Consider the following 18369-nt stretch of genomic DNA (forward strand, 5'->3'; position numbering starts at 1 on the left):
GCAGGCGATGCCGGCTGGCGGGCCGATAGGGCTGTTCGTGACTGGGCACGATGCTTCCTTCGATTCGCAGGGAGGGTTAGTGCGGGGACTTGCGAACCAATTCGACGACGCGGACCTTCTCGAACCGTTCCAGATGCTTGACCGTGAAGGCGCTTTGCAGCAGATTCGCCCGGCTCGGCGGCAGACCCTCGAACTGGTTGCCGATGTGACCGGTCTCGATGAGCCAGACCCGCTGCGTGTCGCCCAGGCAGGTGACCTGGTCCGCGCACTCGAGCGCGGTGAGCCAGCCGCGGTCGCGCGCCGCCTGGGCCAGGAACACGTCGCGCGGACGGGTCGCCGCGCTCTGGTTGCGGAACTGATAGTCGGTCGCCTTGCGGGCGAGGTCGGTGGGCCCGCCGAAGCCGTCGTTGAAGGCGACGCCGTCGCCGGGCTGGGCATGCTCGGCGATGTAGCGGGTGGCCGCGACGTAGCTGGGCTGGCCTTCGAGCGTGCTGGTGCGGATCGTGCGCTGGGCCGGGAGGCCGGCGAAGGCGAGCCCGGCGACGACTGCCAGGCCGACCGCGAGGCCGGCGGCGGTGGCGACCGGGCGGGCGACGAGCCGGCCGGAGTGGACGGCGCCGAACGCGACCAGCAGTGCGACCGCCGGCACCGTGAACAGGAAGTACCGGGCCATGAACAGGTGCAGCAGCGTGAACGTCGCGTAGCCGAACACCGGAGGCAGCACGGCCCAGATGACCAGCATGAACACGGCCGGTCGCCGCTGTGCGGCAAGCGCGGCGCCGAGCAGCAGGAACAGCACGACGACGGCGAGCATCGGCACGCCGCCGACCAACTCGGCGAAGACCTTGCGCACGGCGGTCCAGTCGCCCTTGATCCAGGAGATCTGGCCCGACTGGCCGCTGGCGAGCACCAGCAGCGGCAGCACGAACAGTGTCGACGTGCCCGTGACGGTCGTCCACTGCCAGCGCCGATCCGGCCCGCCGGCGGTACGCCAGACGTAGAAGAGGTGGCCTGCGAGCACCAGCAGCGCGACGAAATGCAGCCAGCCGACCGCGACGATGCTCGCGCCGTAGAGCCACCAGTGCCGCCGCGCCGGCCGCTCCAGCGCTCGAAGCAGCAGCCACGTCGCCAGCACAGCACCGCACGTCACCAGCGCGTATGAGCGGGCCTCCTGCGCGTATCGCGAGGTCACCGGCAGGGCCACGTAAACCAGCGCGGCAACGGCGCCGACGGCGCGGTCGAACAGCCGGCCGCCGAGCACGACGATGAGCGCGGCCGTTGCGGAAACGGCCAGCAGCGACAGGAACCTTAGCCCGGCCGGCGAGTCACCGGCGAAGACCATCCAGCCCCGGACCAGCAGGTAGTAGAAGCCGTGGACCAGGTCGATGTTGCCGATGAACATCCGGGCCTGGTGCGCCGACAGTGTGGCGCCGTGCCAGGTGGCGAACTCGTCGTTCCATAGGTCGCGCTTGCCTAGGTCGACGAAGCCGACCACGAAGGCGGCGGCTGCGCCGAGTAGTGCCAGCGCGGGCGTGACCCAGTCGCGCACGGCGCCGAGCGGTGTGGCGGGCCGGTCGGCGACGGATGCCGGCGGGTCCAGCGTCACGATCATTTGATCGTCCCGACATCGAAGCCGAACACGTCGGCGCCGGCCTGCTTCGCGAATGCGCGTTGTGAGGCCGAGTCGTCGAGCTTCCAGTCCTTGGTGGCGTTGAGGTTGAAGTACGCGCAACCGATGACGTCGGCGCTGTCGGCCACCGAGGTGAGCAGGTTCTCGATCTGGCCGGGTCGCGCCGTGCCGGGCTCCATGCCGGTCTCGACGATGAGGATGGGTTTCTTGGTGATCGCGCGCACCTCGGCGATCGTCGGCGCGAAGAGGTCGGTGTACGTCTTGGGGCCGTGCTGCGAGTAGTAGCCGTCGAGGCCCAACCAGTCCACGTAGTCGTCACCCGGATACAACGGGGCCAGCTTGACCTGTTTGAGATAGGTGACGACGTTGGGCGTCCAGGTCCACAGCACGTTGGTCGCCTGCTGCGCGACGAAGATGTCATGGACGTGCCGCCAGGCGGCGACGAACTGCGCGGGCGTCGTGCTCTTGGTGCCCCAGGTGTACCAGTTGCCGTTCATCTCGTGCCCGAAAGTCAGCGCGATCGGCAGGTTGAGCTTGCGCACCGCCTTAGCGAATGTCACGACGTACTGGTCGTACTTGCCCGCGGCGAGATCAGCCATCGGGACGCCCTTGGGTTCCCAGCGAATCATCGCCAGGCCGCCGTACTCGTACACCTTGCGCACCTCACTGGCCGCGAATCCGTCGTTGAAGCTCTCGAAAACGGCGACCAGGTTGGGCTTCTTGCCGATCTGCTTCGCGAACGAGTCGATCGCGGGAGTGTTGACTCCCCCATCCACGGTCACGCCGAGGTACTTCTTCGCGGGCCGCAGCAGCGGGGCGACATCGTAGGTCTTCGGCGGCTGGGATGCGCCCGGCTCGGCCTTTCCGGTCACCGTGGCGATGGACGGAGTGTCGGCCGGCACGTGGATGTCGACGGTATGCAGCACCGTCGCCTCGGCGAACGCGATCGCGCCGATCGCGACCAGCGCGACGAGGTGGCGCGTTCTCAAAGAACGACCTCGATGTCCTGCTCCGGATTGACCAGCACCGCCTGCAGCGCGATGGTCAGGAAGAACACCGCGCCGAAGAACGCCGGGACGAAGGGCAACGGGTCCTCGGAGGTCACCATCCGCCACGCCGCGAGGCCCGTCCACACGACCCCGATCCCGGTCGTCCAGTACTTCACGCCCAGCCACAGCCGGCGCGTCTTGCTCTTCTTGGCGGTGCCACCGGTGGGCTGCCAGCCCATGCTGCGCCCGCGGATCAGGTCCGTGATCGCGAACGCGTGCGCCCAGCCATAGACCATCTTCACCGTCCACGCCTCGAGCCCGTACGAGGCACGGTGCCACAGCGGGAAGACGACGAAGTTGTAGATGACGCTCGGCAGGATCAACAAGTAGTTGACGAAGCGGATCTCGTGGGCGAAGAGCGTCAGCATCAGCACCGGGATGACGGGGCCGACGAAGGTGAACAGCCCGGTGTGGAAGTAGTAGCAGAACCCGGAGATGTAGCTCAGCCGGGCGCGCGCGGACAGCTTCGTCGCCCAGAACTTGCGCGAGGTCAGCAGGCTCATCGAGCCGGCACACCAGCGGTACTGCTGGGTGAAGAACGAATCGACGTTGGTCGGGCACAGCCCTGCGGCGAGCACGACCGGGATGTATCGCAGCTGCCAGCCCTGCGTCCGCAGGTCGAACCCGGTGTGCACGTCCTCGGAGTGCTCGATGAGCGTGGAGCCGCCGATGGAGTCCAGCGCGGCGCGGCGGTAGATCGCGCAACTGCCGACGCAGATCGCGGCGCGGTGGGCCTGCCGGGACACCTGGACCGAGCGGTAGAAGAGTTCCTGGACCGCGCCAGCGCCCCGCTCGACCCAGCCTTGGCCCTTGTGCACCCGGAAGTACTGCGGCGACTGCACGATGCCTACGTCGGGTTCGGCGTCGAAGTACGGGAGCATCTGGTCGAGCATGTCCTTGCGCGGGCTGAAGTCCGCGTCGAGCACCAGGATGAAGTCCGACAGCGTGCGCTCGAAGGCGTAGCGCATGTTGCCGGCCTTCTTGAACCAGCCCCGGTTGGGCCGGCGCTGGTAGACGAAGCCGAAGGCGAGCGCCATCCGCTCCATGTCCTCGGTCGGCGAGTCGTCCAGCACGTAGACCGCGACCGAGCCGGGGTAATAGCGCGCCATCTCGCGGACGCACTCCCAGGTGTTGCGAAGCACGTGCGGCGGTTCACCGCAGACCGGCAGAAACATGTCGACCGTCGGATACCGCTGCGGCCGCCAGTTCTTCACCAGCTTCTCGTGGTCGGCCATCCGGAAGTTCGGCGTGAACGCGTTGACGATCAACGAGACGATGTAATAGACGATCGTGAAGACAAGAAGTGGCGCGAGCAGCCAGAGCCATGGCGAAAGGCGCATGAACAGCGTCTGGCTGTACACCAGCGCACCGAAGCTGACCAGGCTCGGGAGCATCAGCCACCCGAGGCCCCGCCTGCGGTAGAGCTTGAGCTCCTGGTCAGTGGGCGGTAGCGGAACCGTCGCGTAGGCGGGCCGGACCCCCTCCGTCGCGCCCTTTTGGCCACGCCGTCCGGCAGATGCCCTGCGTAGCTGGCCTGGGATACGGAATTCGGCAGTGGGATCAGCGACAACCACCGGATCGGCAGTGGCCGGCGCACCCAACTGGCTCGCACTCCGCACGTAAAGATCCGAAACCACTGCGTCGCTGCTCGATGCGCTAAGCGATGGCAAATTCACGAAATCACTATCCCCCGAATTGCCGCACCGAGCGTTGAGGTTCGGCGGCGCGACGCTCCCGAAGATAGGCCACGCTGTATCAGGATGTCAATGCGACATTTCTGGTAAATCGCCCATATCCGGCACTTCTCGGCGGCTGCCGCCTGTCCGCATCGCTACCGAAATCAGCGGAATCAGTTGATGCCACAAGCCGCCGAAAGCGCGCGGCGGCCAGCGGAAATACCGGCGGATCCAGGGCCATCCGGTGCTCGTTGAGGCCGCCACTCAACGGCGCCTCGGCTTCGAAGTACATGGCGAACGCCGGCCGGTTGGCCGGGTCGGCCAGGAACGCGAGCATACGCTCGATGAAGTACGGATTGTCGCCGCCGCCGTGACCGTCCGTACGCTCGGACAAGCCCCACTCGGGTATGACGGGGCGCTTGCCGTGCGCGGCGGCGTACCGCATCCAGTACCGCAGTCCCCTGCTGCCATCCAGGATGGTGCTCCACACGGCTTCGCGCACCGCGGCGCGCCGCTCGGCGCTCGTGTCCGCCGCCACCGGGTATGTGCCGCGCACCCATGACGTGTCGTAGACGTCGATGCCCACGAAATCGATGTAGCCATCACCCGGGTACGCCGGCTCCGCCGCGGAGAACTCCGTGCCGAGGACCGGGTTCCAGAGAAACGCGAAATGCTGTCCGTACACCGCTCGCATGGCGTCGACAACGTGCCGGAAGCACGCGACATAGGCGGATTCCTGGCCGGCGGAGGCCCAGCCGTACCAGTTTCCGTTGAACTCCCAGCCAGGTCGTACGACGGTATCGGCCAGCCGGTGCTCGACAAGATTGCGAGCGAGTGCGCTCCAGTGCCCGTCATAATCACCGGCAGCGCACTCCGACAGATTTCCCTGTGCTTTCGGGAACAACGGCACGGAATAGATCAGGCGGCGCCCGCTGTCCGCCCACGGCGCGAGCTGCCAGTCGCCGCCCTCGATGAGGGTCCAGGAGTCGGCCGGCGCGAAGTCGAGGGCGAACCGGGTGCGGACCCCCGACCATGCCTCCCAGTCCCGCAACCGTTCGACGCCCTTCGCGCCGGGCCCCGTGTACGCACCGACGAACGGCCACTTCGGGTCGACCCGCGTTGAGGAGGAGGCGGGGGGCGCGGGCACACTCGCGGCGATGCCGGGATACCGGCGCTTCTCGGCTCCGACCGTCACTGCGTAGGCCGCGACGGCACAAGCGATGGCGACCGCCAACGCCGCGGACAGTGTCACGACCGCCGGCGGCCGGCTCCGAGAGCTTGTATTCGACACGGACCTATGATTCCTGCGACCTGCGACAGCAAGCGCATCAGGTCGCTTCCCGGCAGTCCGGAACGGGGCAGGGGACGCCCGGCCCCGTGGACCCGGCGTCCCCAGGATCTGGCCAAGGGTCGTGAACTCAGCCCTTGACGGCGCCCCCCAGGCCAGCGCTCGAGAGGAACAGGCGCTGGAAGATGAGGAAGAACACGACCGGGATGAGCGTCGAGATCGCAAGGGACGCGAGGAACACGCCCAGATCTGTCTGCTGCGCGATCGCGGGCAGGCGCACCGACAGCGGCTGCTTGGCCTGGTCCTTGAGCACGAGCAGCGGCCAGAGGAAGTCCTTCCAGCTCGCGATGGCCGCGAACACCGACACGACGCCGAGGATCGGCTTGGACATCGGCAGGACGACCGACCAGAACAGCCGGAACGAACTGGCGCCGTCGACCTTGGCGGCCTCGAACACCTCACGCGGGAGGCTGTCGAAGAACCGCGTCACGATCACGACGTTGAACGCGCTTGCGCCAGACGGCAGCCACACGGCGAAGAAGCTGTTGATGAGCGACGTGCCCACAAGCGGCGGATTGAGGACCGTGAGGTACAGCGGCACGAGGAGCACGACGGCCGGCACGAACAGGGTCGCGATCACCAGAGCGTTGACAACCTTGGCCCAGGCGGGCCGCAGGACAGAAATGACGAAGCCGCCCGTGGTCGCGACGAGCAACTGCACGAACCAGGAGCCGGCGGCGAGCCAGATCGTGTTGAGGAAGTACCTGCTGATCTTGACGTCATTCCACGCCTCGGTGATGTTCTCCCAGCGCACACCGTGCGGGAAGACCGCCAGCGGCGTGCGGATGATGTCCTGCGTGGGAGTGATCGCGTACTTCGCGAGGAGCAGCATCGGCCCGATGCCGACCACCAGGAGCAGCACCAGCAGAGTCCCGTGCAGGATCTTCATGGTCACGTTGACGCGGGGGTTACGCCAGTCCTGCTCGGAGACGTAGCCGCGGCCGCCGTCGAACTGGGATGCCTTGCGCTTGCGGACCGGTCGCGCAGCCCTCGACGGGAAGGTCATGGTGGTCTTCTTCCCCTCGGGGATGTATTGGCCGGTCACTTCTTGCTCCAGCCGGACGTAAGCTTGAAGTACACCAGCGACAGGATCGCCAGGAACGCGGCGAGCATGACGGACAGGGCCGTCGCCGCCCCGTAGTTCCCGCCCAGGGACCGGCCGAATGCGTAGTCGTAGATCATCAGCAGGATCGTCAGCGTGGCGTTCGCCGGGCCGCCGCCGGTGAACAGGTAGGGCTCCAGGAACACCTGGACGGTACCGATGATCTGCAGGATGAACGTGATGAGCAGCACGCCGCGCAGCTGCGGCATGCTCACGTGCCACACCTTCCGCCAGATGCCGGCGCCGTCGACCTCAGCGGCGTCGTACAGCTCGTCCGGAACGCTGATGAGCGCGGCCAGGTAGATGATCACGGTCCCGCCGGCCGCGGCCCACGTCGCTTCGATGACGAGGGACGGCATGGCCAGGGACGGACTCGACAGCCAGGTGTACGGGCCGAGCCCGAACCAGTGCAGGATCGTGTTGAACACGCCGTCCGAGGAGCCGTCGTAGAAGAACTTCCACAGCAGGACGGCCACGACGGGCGGCACCACGACCGGGAGGTAGGCGAGCGCGGAGTACACGCCCTTGCGCCGCCGGACCGAGCTGATGAGCACCGCCGTCACCAGCGGGATCGGGAAGCCGATCACGAGGGCGAGTACCGCGAAGTACAAGGTGTTGAGGATCGCCGTGGGCAGGTCGGGATCGGTGAGCACGTACTCGAAGTTGCGCCAGCCGACCCACGTCGGCGTCCCGACGAGGTTGGTTTTCTGGAAGCTCATGATCACCGACCGCACGATCGGCCACCACGAGAAGACTCCGAAGATGACCAGGAGCGGCAGCGCGAATACGACCGAACTCAGCCCGCCGCGCTGGGCCCAGCTCACTGGGTCGCGCCGGCGAACCCGTCCCCGCCCGCCCCGGGGCCCGCCCGTCCCCGGCTTGTGGTTGCCACCGGCGGCGGCGTCGCCGGTCTGCCGCAGCGTGCCCGAAGCACTCACGGCACATCACTCCTCGTCCTGGTTTCGGGGGCAGAGCCCCCGGGGTGGGCCGCCGGTCTACCGGCGGCCCACACCTAGCGGGTTGTTGATGATGGTGAGTGTCAGCCCGCCGCGTCGATGGCGCGCTGCGCCTTCGCGTTGGCGTCGTTGAGCAGCTGGTCGATGTTGGCGTCCTTGTTCGTCAGGACGGCCTGCACCACCGTGTCGAGCGACTTGTAGACGTCCTGGGTGGCGATGGCCGGCTCGTTGACGAGCTTGGCGTCGAAGACCTTGCTGGTGAACGTGCTCATCTGGTCCAGCGGCACGTTGACGTAGGACTTGATCCACTCCTGGTACTGCTGGTACTGCTGCTGGGAGAAGATCGGCAGCTCGGGGGTGCCCACGGGCTGCTTGCTCGCCACCTGGGTCTCCGCGTCCTTCGACGCGGCCTCCTTGCTGGTGTACTTGCGCAGGTAGTGGAAGTCGATCCACTTGATCGCGGCGGCCTTGTCGTTGTTGCTGGCCTTGCTGGACACGGCGGCCATGGTGCCGCCACCGAGCACGCCCGAGTCACCACCGGAGAGCGGGATCATCGTCAGGCCGTACGTCTTCGGGTCGATGTTGTTGTTGCGCACCAGGCTCGTGTAGACGTCCTGGCCCGAGGTGTACATGCCGAGCTTGCCGGCCGCGAACGCCTGGTTGATGCCCGACCAGTCGTAGTCGAAGTTCGCGCCCATGGAGTTGTCGGTCCAGCGCAGGTCCTTCAGGAACTGCAGCGAGGCCTTGGTCGCGTCGTTGGTGAGCGTCGCCTTCTTGCCGTCCTCGACGCGCCCGCCGCGGGCGTAGGTGTCGACCGTCAGCTGCCAGCCGCCGGTGCCGTCCTTGGACATCTGGGCGAAGCCGGCCACGCCGGTCTTCTCCGCGATGGCCTTGGCCGAGGTGCGGACCTCGTCCCAGGTGGTCGGCGGCTTGTTCGGGTCAAGGCCGGCCTTGGTGAACAGGTCACGGTTGTAGTGCAGGCCGACCGCGTAGATGCTCTTCGCGGGAATGGCGTAGACGTGACTGTCCGGGCCCTGGCCGTACTGCAGCAGGTTCTTGTTGAAGTTCGCCCCGTACGACAGCTGGGCCAGGTACGACTGCATGTCGCTGATCTGCGCGTTCGCGATCAGCGTCTTCGCGTCGGTGAAGGGGATCTCGAACACCGTCGGCAGCGTGCCACCCGCGAGGTCGGCCGCGAACGTGGTGGCCTTCCACTCGTAGTCGTGCGTCTTGACCGTGATGTTCGGGTTTTCCTTCTGGAAGTCCGTCACCTCTTGCGCGAGTGCCTGCTGCGCCTCGGGCTTGGCACCGGGGAGCAGACCCACGACGTTGAGCGTGACCTTGGTGTTCGGGTCGAGCGTCGTCGAACTCGAGTCGGCGCCCTTGTTGCTGTCGTCGCTCGAGCCGCACGCGACGAGCGTGCTGCTGAGCGCGAGCGCACCCGCGATGGCGAACGCCATCGTGGTACGTGTGTACTTCATCGTCGCTCCTTGTTGGGGTGTGGAGGAATCCGACCCTGCATGGTGCTCATCGACGGGGATGTGCCCATGTGGACGGTGGTTCGGTTGTGGGTCGGATGGAGGGACTCGTTGGGGCGAGGAACTAGCCGTCAGAGCCGGAGCCAGACGGCGGTGTCCGTGGGCAGTCGGCCATCGGGGAGGTCCCCGCTGGCCAGAAGCACCGCGGAATGCTGTGGCAACGACACCGGCTCGGCGCCGAAGTTCACGACGCAGCCGATGTCGCCACGAGTGAAGGCGAGGACACTGCTGGCCGCGCCCGGAATGTCGAGCCAGGCGAACGGTCCGTCGCACAGCCCGGGTTCGCCGCGCCGCGTGGCGATGACCGCGCGGTACAGCGAGAGCATCGAGGCGGGGTCGACCGCCTGCACGTCGACGGCGTGGTTCCCCCACCAGCTGGGCAGGGGCAACCAGGGCTCGGCGGTGGTGCCCTCGGGTCGAGGGGCCGAGAACCCGTGAGCGTGGGCGGGGTCGCTCGTCCATGGCAGCGGAACGCGACAGCCGTCGCGTCCGGGGTCGACGCCGCCCGAGCGGAAGTGCATCGGGTCCTGGATGACCCCGAGCGGCAGATCCTCGTTCTCTGGCAGGCCGAGTTCGTCGCCCTGGTACAGGTAGAGGCAGCCCGGCAGGGCCGCGGTCAGCAGCGCCGCCGCGCGGGCCCGGCGGGTGCCGAGCTGACCGTCGGTCGGTGTACCGAAACGCTTGGCATCAAACGCGAACGACGTGTCTTCGCGTCCATAGCGGGTGACCGGTCGCGTGATGTCGTGGTTGGACAGGACCCACGTGGCGGGTGCGCCGACGAGCGCGTGCGCATAGAGCGTCGTCTCGATCGACTCGCGCAACTCCTTGGCGTTCCACGGCCTTACCATGAAATCGAAGTTGAACGCGGTGTGCATCTCGTCGGGCCGCAGGTAGTCCGCGAACCGAGGAATGTCCGGGAGCCAGATCTCGCCGACGAGGACGCGCGGCTCCTCATACGAGTCTGCGATCGCTCGCCAGCTCCGGTACACCTCGTGCAGCTCGTCCCGGTCCATGAACGGGTGCCCGCCGCGCGGCGGGTCGGCCGGGACCTCGGGCAGCTCCGGATCCTTGATCAACAGCGCGGCGGAGTCGATGCGGATGCCGGCGACGCCGCGGTCGAACCAGAAGCGCAGGATGTCCTCGTGCTCGCGGCGCACATCGGGGTGGTTCCAGTTCACGTCGGGCTGTTCGGGGGTGAACAGGTGCAGATACCACTCGCCGGGCGTGCCGTCCGGGTTCGTGGTGCGGGTCCACGTGCTGCCCTGGAAGCTCGACACCCATCGCGTGGGGATCTGCGAGCCGTCGTCACCCTTGCCCGGGTGGAACCAGAAACGCTCGCGCTCGGGCGAGCCGGATCCGGCCTTGAGCGCCGCCTTGAACCAGTCGTGCTGGTCGGAAATGTGGTTCGGGACGATGTCCAGGATGGTCCGCAGGCCCAGCGCGGCGGCCTCGGCGATGAGCGTCTCGGCTTCCTCGATGGTGCCGAAGGCGGGGTCGATCACCCGGTAGTCCGCGACGTCGTAGCCGCCGTCATCTAACGGGGAGAGATACCACGGCGTGAACCAGATCGCGTCGACGCCGAGGTCCTTCAGGTAGGCGAGGCGCGCGCGAACTCCCGCGAGATCCCCGGTGCCGTCGCCGTTCCCGTCCGCGAAGGAGCGCGGGTAGATCTGGTAGATGACAGCATTACGCCACCACGATGAGGGATGTGCCGCCGTCCCGCTCGGGCTCATGCTCACTTGCGGACTCCTTGTTGCCGAGCCTGCTGGGTCGGGGTGTGCCGTAGTAAACCTGCGATGCAGCGACGGTAGCTATTCGACAGCAACTGTGCAAGAACCAGACGGCCCTGTTACCGAAACGCGATCCGTGTTTGCGGAATCCGGCGGGGCACTTGCGCCGAAAACGTCGTCCACGCAGGTCACACAGCATGCTGATACTCGTGGAGACTGCCGCACGGGTGATCGCGTCCTCATACGTTCAGGCAGGCGAACTCGTCCGGGTCGGCGACCAGCACCGGCAACGGGTGCGGCGGGCAAGCGTTGGCGACGCCTTGGCGCGGACGCGCACCCAGCACTCCATGATCAAGTTCATGTGGGCCCAGGGACTCACAACGCGGCGGTTGGCATGCGGCGCCGGCCCAGGTGGCGGGGGCAAGTTCCGGCGATCGCGGGTCATGTCGCCGTGGCGGGGCGTGCCCGTGCCACGCGCGCGTGAGTTCGCGGCCGCGTTGATGCGATGCGGCGACACCGCAGACGATGAGCTGCGTGCTGTGGTCGCGGAGCAGGCGCCGAGCGTGGTAGCTACAGAGGCGCCCGCCGGGACCGGCGCGAAGAGGGCGCGATAAAAGACCTACGAGGCGGTTTCCCTTCGCCGGCATTGCCCGGATCAGGTAGTGGGGATCGCCGTTCAGCCTCTCGGTTGTTCAGCCTCTCAGCTCAACTGTCATCCAGTTGGGCTCTCCCGCACGTCTCGTAGGCCCACATCCCAAGTTACCCCCGTGGCCACGCGGCGCGGGGTGAGCCGCCGGGTGATCACGGGTGATCGCGTGGTGAGGACGCGCGGGGTGATCCGAGTTGAGGCGGGCATGACCGCCAGCAGGTATCCGCTGGTGCGGAAACCCGCAGCCGGAGAATCCCGCTGGCGCCGAGGTGGTCGCGGCCCGGTACGAGCGAACGTGGACTCAACGCCCACGCCCCCGTTGGACAGGTGGTCCACCATGACGACCCACACCGTTGACCCGGTCCTGTGCATGGCACTGTTCGTCTCCGACGCCCCCAAGTCGAGCGAACTCGACGACGCCGCGATTCGCGAGACCGTCGACCGCACGCTCGAACGACTCGGGCCCGACGAGTGCTACGCCCGCGCCGCGGAAGCGTTCGGCGACCGTCCCGAGACGGCGCTCGACCGGATCCAGTGGGCGCGCGAGCTGTGCACCCGTGCGATGCCGGCCGCCGTGTAGGCCGTCGCAACGTGGCCTGCTGGCACCGGGCGAACAGGTCAGCCGAGAGCCCGGTCGAGGTTGAACGCGGCGCTGATCAGCGCGAAGTGCGTGAAGGCCTGCGGGAAGTTGCCCTGTTGCTCACCGGTGCGGCCGATCTGCTCGGCGTACAGGCCGAGGTGGTTGGCGTAGGTCAGCATCTTCTCGAACGCCAGCCGCGCCTCGTCGAGCCGCCCGGCGCGGGTGAGGGCCTCGACGTACCAGAACGAGCAGATCGAGAAGGTGCCCTCCTCCCCGCGCAGGCCGTCCGGGCTGGCGGTGGGGTCGTAGCGGTACACCAGCGAGTCGGACACCAACTCCGCGGCGAGCGCGTCGAGGGTGGCGAGCCATTTCGGGTCGGTGGGCGCGATGAACTTGGTCAGGGGCATCATCAGGACGGCGGCGTCGAGGACGTCGTTGTCCTCCTGCTGGACGAACGCCCGCCGGGTGGTGGACCAGCCGCGACGCATGATCTGCCGGTAGATCGCGTCGCGGGCCCGGCCCCAGTGCGGGATGTCGGCGGGCAGGCCGCGGTGGTTGGCCATCCGCATGGCCCGTTCGATCGCCACCCAGCACATCAGCCTCGAGTACAGGAAGTTCCGGCGCCCGCCGCGCGTCTCCCAGATGCCTTCGTCCGGCTGGTCCCAGTTGTCACAGACCCAGTCCACCACGGCGGAGACCGCATCCCAGAGGTCGCTGGAGATGGGCTGTCCCCACTTGTCGTAGAGGTAGACCGAGTCGATGAGCGCGCCATAGATGTCGAGCTGGAGCTGGTCGGCGGCGGCGTTGCCGATGCGCACCGGGGCGGATCCCTGGTATCCGTCGAGGTGGTCCAGTTCGCGTTCGGGAAGTTGGGTACGGCCGTCGATGCCGTACATGATCTGCAGCGGGCCGGACGGACTGTCGGCCTGCCGGGTGATGCGATCGGCCAGAAACGTCATGAAGGCCGCGGCCTCGCCGGTGAAGCCCAGTCGCAGCAGCGCATAGGCGCAGAAGGCGGCGTCGCGGATCCACACGTACCGGTAGTCCCAGTTGCGCTCGCCGCCGATCCGCTCGGGCAGGCTGGTCGTCGGCGCGGCCACGATCGCGCCGGTCGGTGCGTAGGTGAGCAGCTTGAGGGTCAGCGCGGAACGGTGCACGGTCTCGCGCCACCGGCCGCGGTACCGGGAGGCGGACAGCCATCGCCGCCAGAACGCCACCGTGGCGTTGAACTCCTGCTCGGCCTCGGCGTGCGGGCACCCGCGGGGTTCGACGTCGTCGCCGACCCGGTCGAGCGCGAACACCGCTGACTCGCCCTCCAGGAGCTTGAACGTCGCCGTCGCGTCCAGGGCTTCGTGTTCGACCGGCACCGTGGCGGTCAGCGCGAGCGACAGGTCGGCGGACTCGAAGCGTGTCTGCCCGGCGTGCCACCGCACGGTGTGCGGCTGCCTGGCGTAGTCGAACCGGGGGGCCACCCGTGCCCGGAACGGGATCGCGCCGCGCACGCACAGGACACGCCGGATCAGCCGGTGGCGGCCCGCCTCGCCGGACTCGCCGGCGACCGGCATGAAGTCCTGGACCTCGCCGACGCCGTCCTCGGTGAAGAACCGGGTGATCAGCACGTTGGTGTCGGGGAAGTAGAACTGCTTGGTCCGCGCCGGCGCGTCGGCGGCCAGCTCGAACGACCCGCCCCGGTCGGCGTCGAGGATCGAGCCGAACACGCTCGGGGCGTCGAAGCGGGGACAGCAGTACCAGTCGATGGTGCCGTCGGTGCCCACCAGGGCCACGGTGCGCAGATCGCCGATCAGGCCGTGCTCGGCGATCGGCAGATAGCCGGATGCCGCCGGCTCTCGCCCGCCGTTCATACCTGGGTACTTCCCCGATTCGGGGGCCGCCTAACGAGCGGCCACCTGTTCCCGCGGCGTCCCGGCGGACTAGCCGGCCGGAGCGATCGTCCGATTCCGGATCGGTCGCATGACCTGCTTGGCGACGCACGCGGGGATGCCACCGGCGTGTTCGGCGGCCAGGCGGCGATACCTGCTCGGCGACATGCCGACCAGCTCGGAGAACCGCGTGCTGAAGGTGCCCAGTGACGAGCAGCCGACCGCGAAGCAGACCTCGGTGACCGACAGGTCGCCGCGTCGCAGCAGGGTCATGGCGCGCTCGATGCGCCGGGTCATGAGGTAGCTGTAGGGCGACTCGCCATAGGCGGCACGGAACTCCCGGCTCAGGTGTCCGGCCGAGAGATGGACGCCGCGCGCCAGCGCCTCGACGTCCAGCGGCTGCGCGTAGTCACGGTCGATCCGGTCGCGGACGCGGCGCAGCAGGGCGAGGTCGCGCAGGCGAGGGTCGGGTCTGCTGGTCACAGCTGACAGCCTGCCCTGAGAACCGCCTCGCCGCCTAGGGCGGCTAGGCCTTACGGGCATAAAAGTACCCATAAGGGGCGCTCCTGCCCCGAGGGTGATGCTTACCGAGGCGGGCATACCTGCCAGCAGGTATCCCCTGGTGCGGAAACCCGTAGCCGGAGAATCCCGCTGGCGCCGAGGTCGTGGTGCGACGGTACGAGAGACGGTGGAGTCAACACCCAGACCCGTTGAACAGGTGATCACGATGACGACCACGACTTGCCCGGTTGACCCGGTCCTGTGCATGGCTCTGTTCGTCTCCGACGCCCCCAAGTCGAGCGACCTCGACGACGCCACCATCCGCGAGACCGTCGACCGCACCCTCGAACGGCTCGGGCCCGACGAGTGCTACGCCCGCGCCGCCGAGGTGTTCGGCGACCACCCCGAGGTCGCGCTCGGCCGCATCCAGTGGGCGCGCGAGCTGTGCACCCGCGCCATGGCGCCGGCGCTCGCCGGCGCCGCCGCCTGACGGCCGCGCTCCACCTCGCCGATGCCTAGGACTGTTCGCGCGAACACCACCAGGTCGTCCGGCCGCCGACCGTGCCGCGCCGCATCGGCGCCCCGCACCTCGGACAGACGGCGTCGGCTCGCCGGGCCGGGACGACCGACAGCGCGTGGACGCCACCGCCGTCGAGGGCCGCGGCGACGGCGGCCCGCAGCCCGCGGTGGAGCCGGTCGACCTCCGCGCGTGACAGGCCGCCGACCGTCCGCGCCGGATTGACCTTGGCCAGCCAGAGCGTCTGATCGGCGAGCAGGTTGCCCACCCCGGCGACCGCCTCCTGGTCGAGCAGGCGAGCCTTGACCGGCGCCGTGCCCCGCGCCATCACCGCCCGGAACTGGGCCGGGGTGATCTCACCGGCATCCGGCCCCAGCCGTTCGACCGGTGGGTCGAGGCGCACGCGGCCGAGCCGCCGGGGATCCAGCAGCAGCAGGCTCGTGCCGTCCTCGAAACCGAGCGAGAACCGGGTGAACCGGTGATCTCCCTGTGCCCGCCCGCGCCGCCAGTAGTCACCGCCGTCCACCTCCAGCCCGTCCCCGCCGGCGAACACGACCTTGCCCGACATGCCGAGGTGGATGCCGAGAGCCGGGCCGGCCACCCGGGAGCCGCGCAGGCCCGAGGTCTCGCACCACATGCTCTTGCCGCGCCGGTTGGCCTCGGTCAGCCGCCGCCCCAGCAGGGCCGCGCGAATCTCGCCGGGCAGATGGGGGCGGCACACGTAGGTGTCCGCGTCGTCGACGTCAACGATGAGGCGCCCGAGCGCGTGCCGCCGCAGGACGGCGCGGGCCGACTCGACCTCGGGAAGCTCCGGCACCCTGGCGAGGTTAGCGCCCTGCGAGGATGTCCGCGTGGGAGAACCGGAGCTGCCCGTCGCCGCGGTGCTCGACCGGGTCGTCGGGGCCGTGGAGGCGGGTGCGGCGGTGCTCGTCGCGCCGCCCGGGACCGGGAAGACGACGCTCGTGCCGCTCGCGCTCGCCGACGGGCTCGACGGGCGGATCGTCGTGGCGGAGCCGCGGCGGATCGCGGCCCGGGCCGCGGCGCGGCGCATGGCCGAGCTGCGCGGCGAGCCGGTGGGCCAGACCGTCGGGTACTCCGTGCGCGGCGATCGCCGGGTCGGCCGCGACACCCGGGTCGAGGTGGTCACGACCGGGCTGCTGGTGCAGCGGCTGCTCGCGGACCCCGAGCTGCCCGGCGTCGGCGCGGTGATGATCGACGAGTGCCACGAGCGGCACCTGGACACCGACCTCGCGACCGCGTTCCTCATCGAGGCGCGGCAGACGATCCGGCCCGACCTCGGGCTGCTGGCCGCCTCGGCGACCGTCGACGTGCGGCGGTTCCGGGAGATCCTCGACGCCGCGGTGATCGAGGCCGACAGCCCGCCGTTCCCGCTCGAGGTGCGCTGGGCGCCGCCGCGCCGGCCGCACGTCGGGGCCGAGCCCGCGTTCCTCGACCATGTCGCGCAGACGATCAGGGCGGCCTGGCGGGAGACGGAGCACGACATCCTGGCGTTCCTGCCCGGCGTCGCGGAGATCGAGGGTGTACGCCGCCGAATCCCCGAGATCCCGACCGTTGCGCTGCACGGACGGCTCCCGGCGGCGACGCAGGACGAGGCGCTCACCCAGCGGGGCGGACGGCGGGTGATCGTGGCGAGCGCGGTGGCCGAGAGCAGCCTGACCGTCCCGGGCGTGCGGGTCGTGGTCGACGCCGGGCTCGCGCGGGTGCCGCGCACCGACCTCGCCCGCGGGCTCGGGTCGCTGGCGACCGTCCGGGTCTCCCGGGCCGGCGCCGCGCAGCGGGCCGGGCGCGCCGCGCGGGAGGGGGCCGGGGTGGTGTACAAGTGCTGGTCCCCGGCGGACGACGAGCGCCTCCCGGCACGGCCGGAGCCCGAGGTACGCACCGCCGAGCTGACCGGGTTCGCGCTGGCGCTGGCGTGCTGGGGGCGGCCCGACGGCACGGGGCTCGCGCTGCCGGACGCGCCGCCGGAGGCCGCGCTGCGGGTGGCCCGGGAGACGCTGCGGGCGCTCGGCGCGGTGGACGAGCGCCTCGATGTCACCGAGCGCGGGCGGCGCATCGCCCGGGTCGGGGCGCATCCGCGACTCGCCCGGGCGCTGCTGGACGGGGCGCCGATCGTCGGGGCGCGCAACGCCGCCGAGGTTGTGGCCGTGCTGGCGCAGGACGCCCTGCCGACCGACGACCTGGCCGCGGCACGACGGACCACTGACCGGTGGCGGGCGGAAGCCGGCCTGCTGTACCGCATGATCGAGAACCCGGTCGAGCGCGACACGAACGCGGACCGGGCGGCGGGCATCATCGCCGGCCTGGCATACCCGGAGCGCATCGCCCGGCGTCGCCGCGACGGCTACCTCATGGCCGGCGGCACCGAGGCCGAGCTCGCCGGCGGCTCGTCTCTGCAGGGCCATCAGTGGCTGGCGATCGCGGCCGCGGACCGGCCGGCGGGGCGCGTCAACGCACGCATCCGGCTCGCCGCCGCGATCGACGAGGACATCGCCCGCGAGGCCGGCGCGGCGCTGTTGTCCACCGCGGACGAGGCGAGCGCCACCGGGGTGCGGCGGGTCGAGCGGCTCGGCGCGATCGTGCTGTCGCAGCGGCAGATCGGCGCGGCGCCCGCGGAGCTGGCCGAGGCGGCCCGGCGGGAGCGGCTGCGGCGCGAGGGCGTGCCGTGGACCCCGCTGCGCCACCGCCTGGACTTCCTGCACCGCGCGGTTGGCGCGCCGTGGCCCGACGTGCGTGACGAGGCCGTCATCGAGTCTATGGCGGACGGCACGGACCTGCACACCGCGCTGCAGGCGCGGCTGCCGTGGCCGCAGGCGAAGGACCTGGACCTGCTGGCGCCGGAGCGGCTCGCGGTGCCGAGCGGGTCGGCGGTCCGGCTGGACTACGCCGACCCGGCGGGGCCGGTGCTCGCGGTCAAGGTGCAGGAGATGTTCGGGCTGGCGCGCACGCCGGAGGTCGGCGGCCGGCCGGTGCTGCTGCACCTGCTCTCCCCCGCCGGACGCCCGGTCGCCGTCACCCGCGACCTGGCGTCGTTCTGGCGCACCGGCTATCCGCAGGTGCGCGCGGAGCTACGCGGCCGCTATCCGCGTCATCCGTGGCCCGAGGACCCGACGACCGCACCGCCAACACGGCGGGCCAACCCGCGCCGCTGACCCAACACCCACCCCCGGCCTCACCCGATCGTCACCGGCCCGC

Annotated in this window: 14 protein-coding genes and 1 riboswitch; of the genes, 3 read left to right on the top strand and 11 right to left on the bottom strand. The window is 69.5% G+C overall.

The window, feature by feature from the left end:
• Positions 1–76: 76 nt before the first annotated feature.
• The 8 genes from AB0367_RS31290 to AB0367_RS31325 form a co-directional block, all read right to left on the bottom strand.
• On the bottom strand, positions 77–1612 hold the full coding sequence (locus AB0367_RS31290) for a glycosyltransferase family 39 protein (protein ID WP_366230070.1): 1536 nt from the start codon (positions 1610–1612) through the stop codon (positions 77–79).
• Positions 1609–2619, bottom strand: a complete 1011-nt coding sequence (locus AB0367_RS31295; protein WP_366230071.1) for a glycosyl hydrolase — start codon at positions 2617–2619, stop codon at positions 1609–1611. Before AB0367_RS31295 ends, AB0367_RS31290 begins: the two co-directional genes overlap by 4 nt.
• Positions 2616–4073 (bottom strand): cellulose synthase catalytic subunit, encoded by a 1458-nt coding sequence (locus AB0367_RS31300; protein WP_366230072.1) that lies wholly within the window; start codon positions 4071–4073, stop codon positions 2616–2618. The genes AB0367_RS31295 and AB0367_RS31300 overlap by 4 nt, the downstream gene beginning before the upstream one ends.
• Positions 4074–4434: 361 nt before the next feature.
• The gene (locus AB0367_RS31305) at positions 4435–5589 is read right to left on the bottom strand and encodes a glycosyl hydrolase (RefSeq protein ID WP_366230073.1); all 1155 of its coding nucleotides are present in this window, start codon (positions 5587–5589) and stop codon (positions 4435–4437) included.
• A gap of 184 nt (positions 5590–5773) precedes the next feature.
• Positions 5774–6748 (bottom strand): carbohydrate ABC transporter permease, encoded by a 975-nt coding sequence (locus tag AB0367_RS31310; RefSeq protein WP_366230074.1) that lies wholly within the window; start codon positions 6746–6748, stop codon positions 5774–5776.
• Positions 6745–7743, bottom strand: a complete 999-nt coding sequence (locus AB0367_RS31315; RefSeq protein ID WP_366230075.1) for a sugar ABC transporter permease — start codon at positions 7741–7743, stop codon at positions 6745–6747. Before AB0367_RS31315 ends, AB0367_RS31310 begins: the two co-directional genes overlap by 4 nt.
• A gap of 101 nt (positions 7744–7844) precedes the next feature.
• Entirely contained in the window at positions 7845–9242 is a 1398-nt protein-coding gene (locus AB0367_RS31320) for an extracellular solute-binding protein (RefSeq protein WP_366230076.1), read from the bottom strand.
• Positions 9243–9370: 128 nt separating this feature from the next.
• The gene (locus tag AB0367_RS31325) at positions 9371–11032 is read right to left on the bottom strand and encodes a glycoside hydrolase family 13 protein (RefSeq protein ID WP_366230129.1); all 1662 of its coding nucleotides are present in this window, start codon (positions 11030–11032) and stop codon (positions 9371–9373) included.
• Positions 11033–11644: 612 nt separating this feature from the next.
• Positions 11645–11771: riboswitch (TPP riboswitch) on the bottom strand.
• Positions 11772–12015: 244 nt separating this feature from the next.
• Here AB0367_RS31325 and AB0367_RS31330 point away from each other — a divergent pair.
• Positions 12016–12258 (top strand): hypothetical protein, encoded by a 243-nt coding sequence (locus tag AB0367_RS31330; RefSeq protein ID WP_366230077.1) that lies wholly within the window; start codon positions 12016–12018, stop codon positions 12256–12258.
• A 38-nt stretch (positions 12259–12296) separates the two neighbouring features.
• Here AB0367_RS31330 and AB0367_RS31335 read toward each other — a convergent pair whose 3' ends face one another.
• The gene (locus AB0367_RS31335) at positions 12297–14120 is read right to left on the bottom strand and encodes a glycoside hydrolase family 15 protein (RefSeq protein WP_366230078.1); all 1824 of its coding nucleotides are present in this window, start codon (positions 14118–14120) and stop codon (positions 12297–12299) included.
• A 69-nt stretch (positions 14121–14189) separates the two neighbouring features.
• Positions 14190–14621, bottom strand: a complete 432-nt coding sequence (locus tag AB0367_RS31340) for a helix-turn-helix transcriptional regulator (RefSeq protein WP_366230079.1) — start codon at positions 14619–14621, stop codon at positions 14190–14192.
• Positions 14622–14865: 244 nt separating this feature from the next.
• Here AB0367_RS31340 and AB0367_RS31345 point away from each other — a divergent pair, with 244 nt between their 5' ends.
• Complete coding sequence (locus AB0367_RS31345) at positions 14866–15129, top strand: hypothetical protein (RefSeq protein ID WP_366230080.1); 264 nt, start codon at positions 14866–14868, stop codon at positions 15127–15129.
• Positions 15130–15154: 25 nt separating this feature from the next.
• Here AB0367_RS31345 and AB0367_RS31350 read toward each other — a convergent pair whose 3' ends face one another.
• A complete protein-coding gene (locus AB0367_RS31350) occupies positions 15155–15973 on the bottom strand; it encodes a DNA-formamidopyrimidine glycosylase family protein (RefSeq protein ID WP_366230081.1) in 819 nt (272 codons plus the stop codon).
• 34 nt (positions 15974–16007) lie between these two features.
• On the opposite strand from AB0367_RS31350, the gene hrpB reads away from it, so the two are divergent.
• Positions 16008–18326, top strand: a complete 2319-nt coding sequence (hrpB, locus tag AB0367_RS31355; RefSeq protein WP_366230082.1) for an ATP-dependent helicase HrpB — start codon at positions 16008–16010, stop codon at positions 18324–18326.
• Positions 18327–18369 lie beyond the last annotated feature (43 nt).

Source organism: Dactylosporangium sp. NPDC051484 (assembly GCF_040689395.1).
In the GTDB taxonomy this organism is placed as follows: domain Bacteria; phylum Actinomycetota; class Actinomycetes; order Mycobacteriales; family Micromonosporaceae; genus Dactylosporangium.

Coding starts and splice junctions, on each gene's coding strand:
- AB0367_RS31290 (WP_366230070.1), bottom strand. CDS start 1,612: ATGATCGTGACGCTGGACCCGCCGGCATCCGTCGCCGACCGGCCCGCC.
- AB0367_RS31300 (WP_366230072.1), bottom strand. CDS start 4,073: ATGCTCCCGAGCCTGGTCAGCTTCGGTGCGCTGGTGTACAGCCAGACG.
- AB0367_RS31320 (WP_366230076.1), bottom strand. CDS start 9,242: ATGAAGTACACACGTACCACGATGGCGTTCGCCATCGCGGGTGCGCTC.
- AB0367_RS31325 (WP_366230129.1), bottom strand. CDS start 11,032: ATGAGCCCGAGCGGGACGGCGGCACATCCCTCATCGTGGTGGCGTAAT.
- AB0367_RS31330 (WP_366230077.1), top strand. CDS start 12,016: ATGACGACCCACACCGTTGACCCGGTCCTGTGCATGGCACTGTTCGTC.
- AB0367_RS31335 (WP_366230078.1), bottom strand. CDS start 14,120: ATGAACGGCGGGCGAGAGCCGGCGGCATCCGGCTATCTGCCGATCGCC.
- AB0367_RS31345 (WP_366230080.1), top strand. CDS start 14,866: ATGACGACCACGACTTGCCCGGTTGACCCGGTCCTGTGCATGGCTCTG.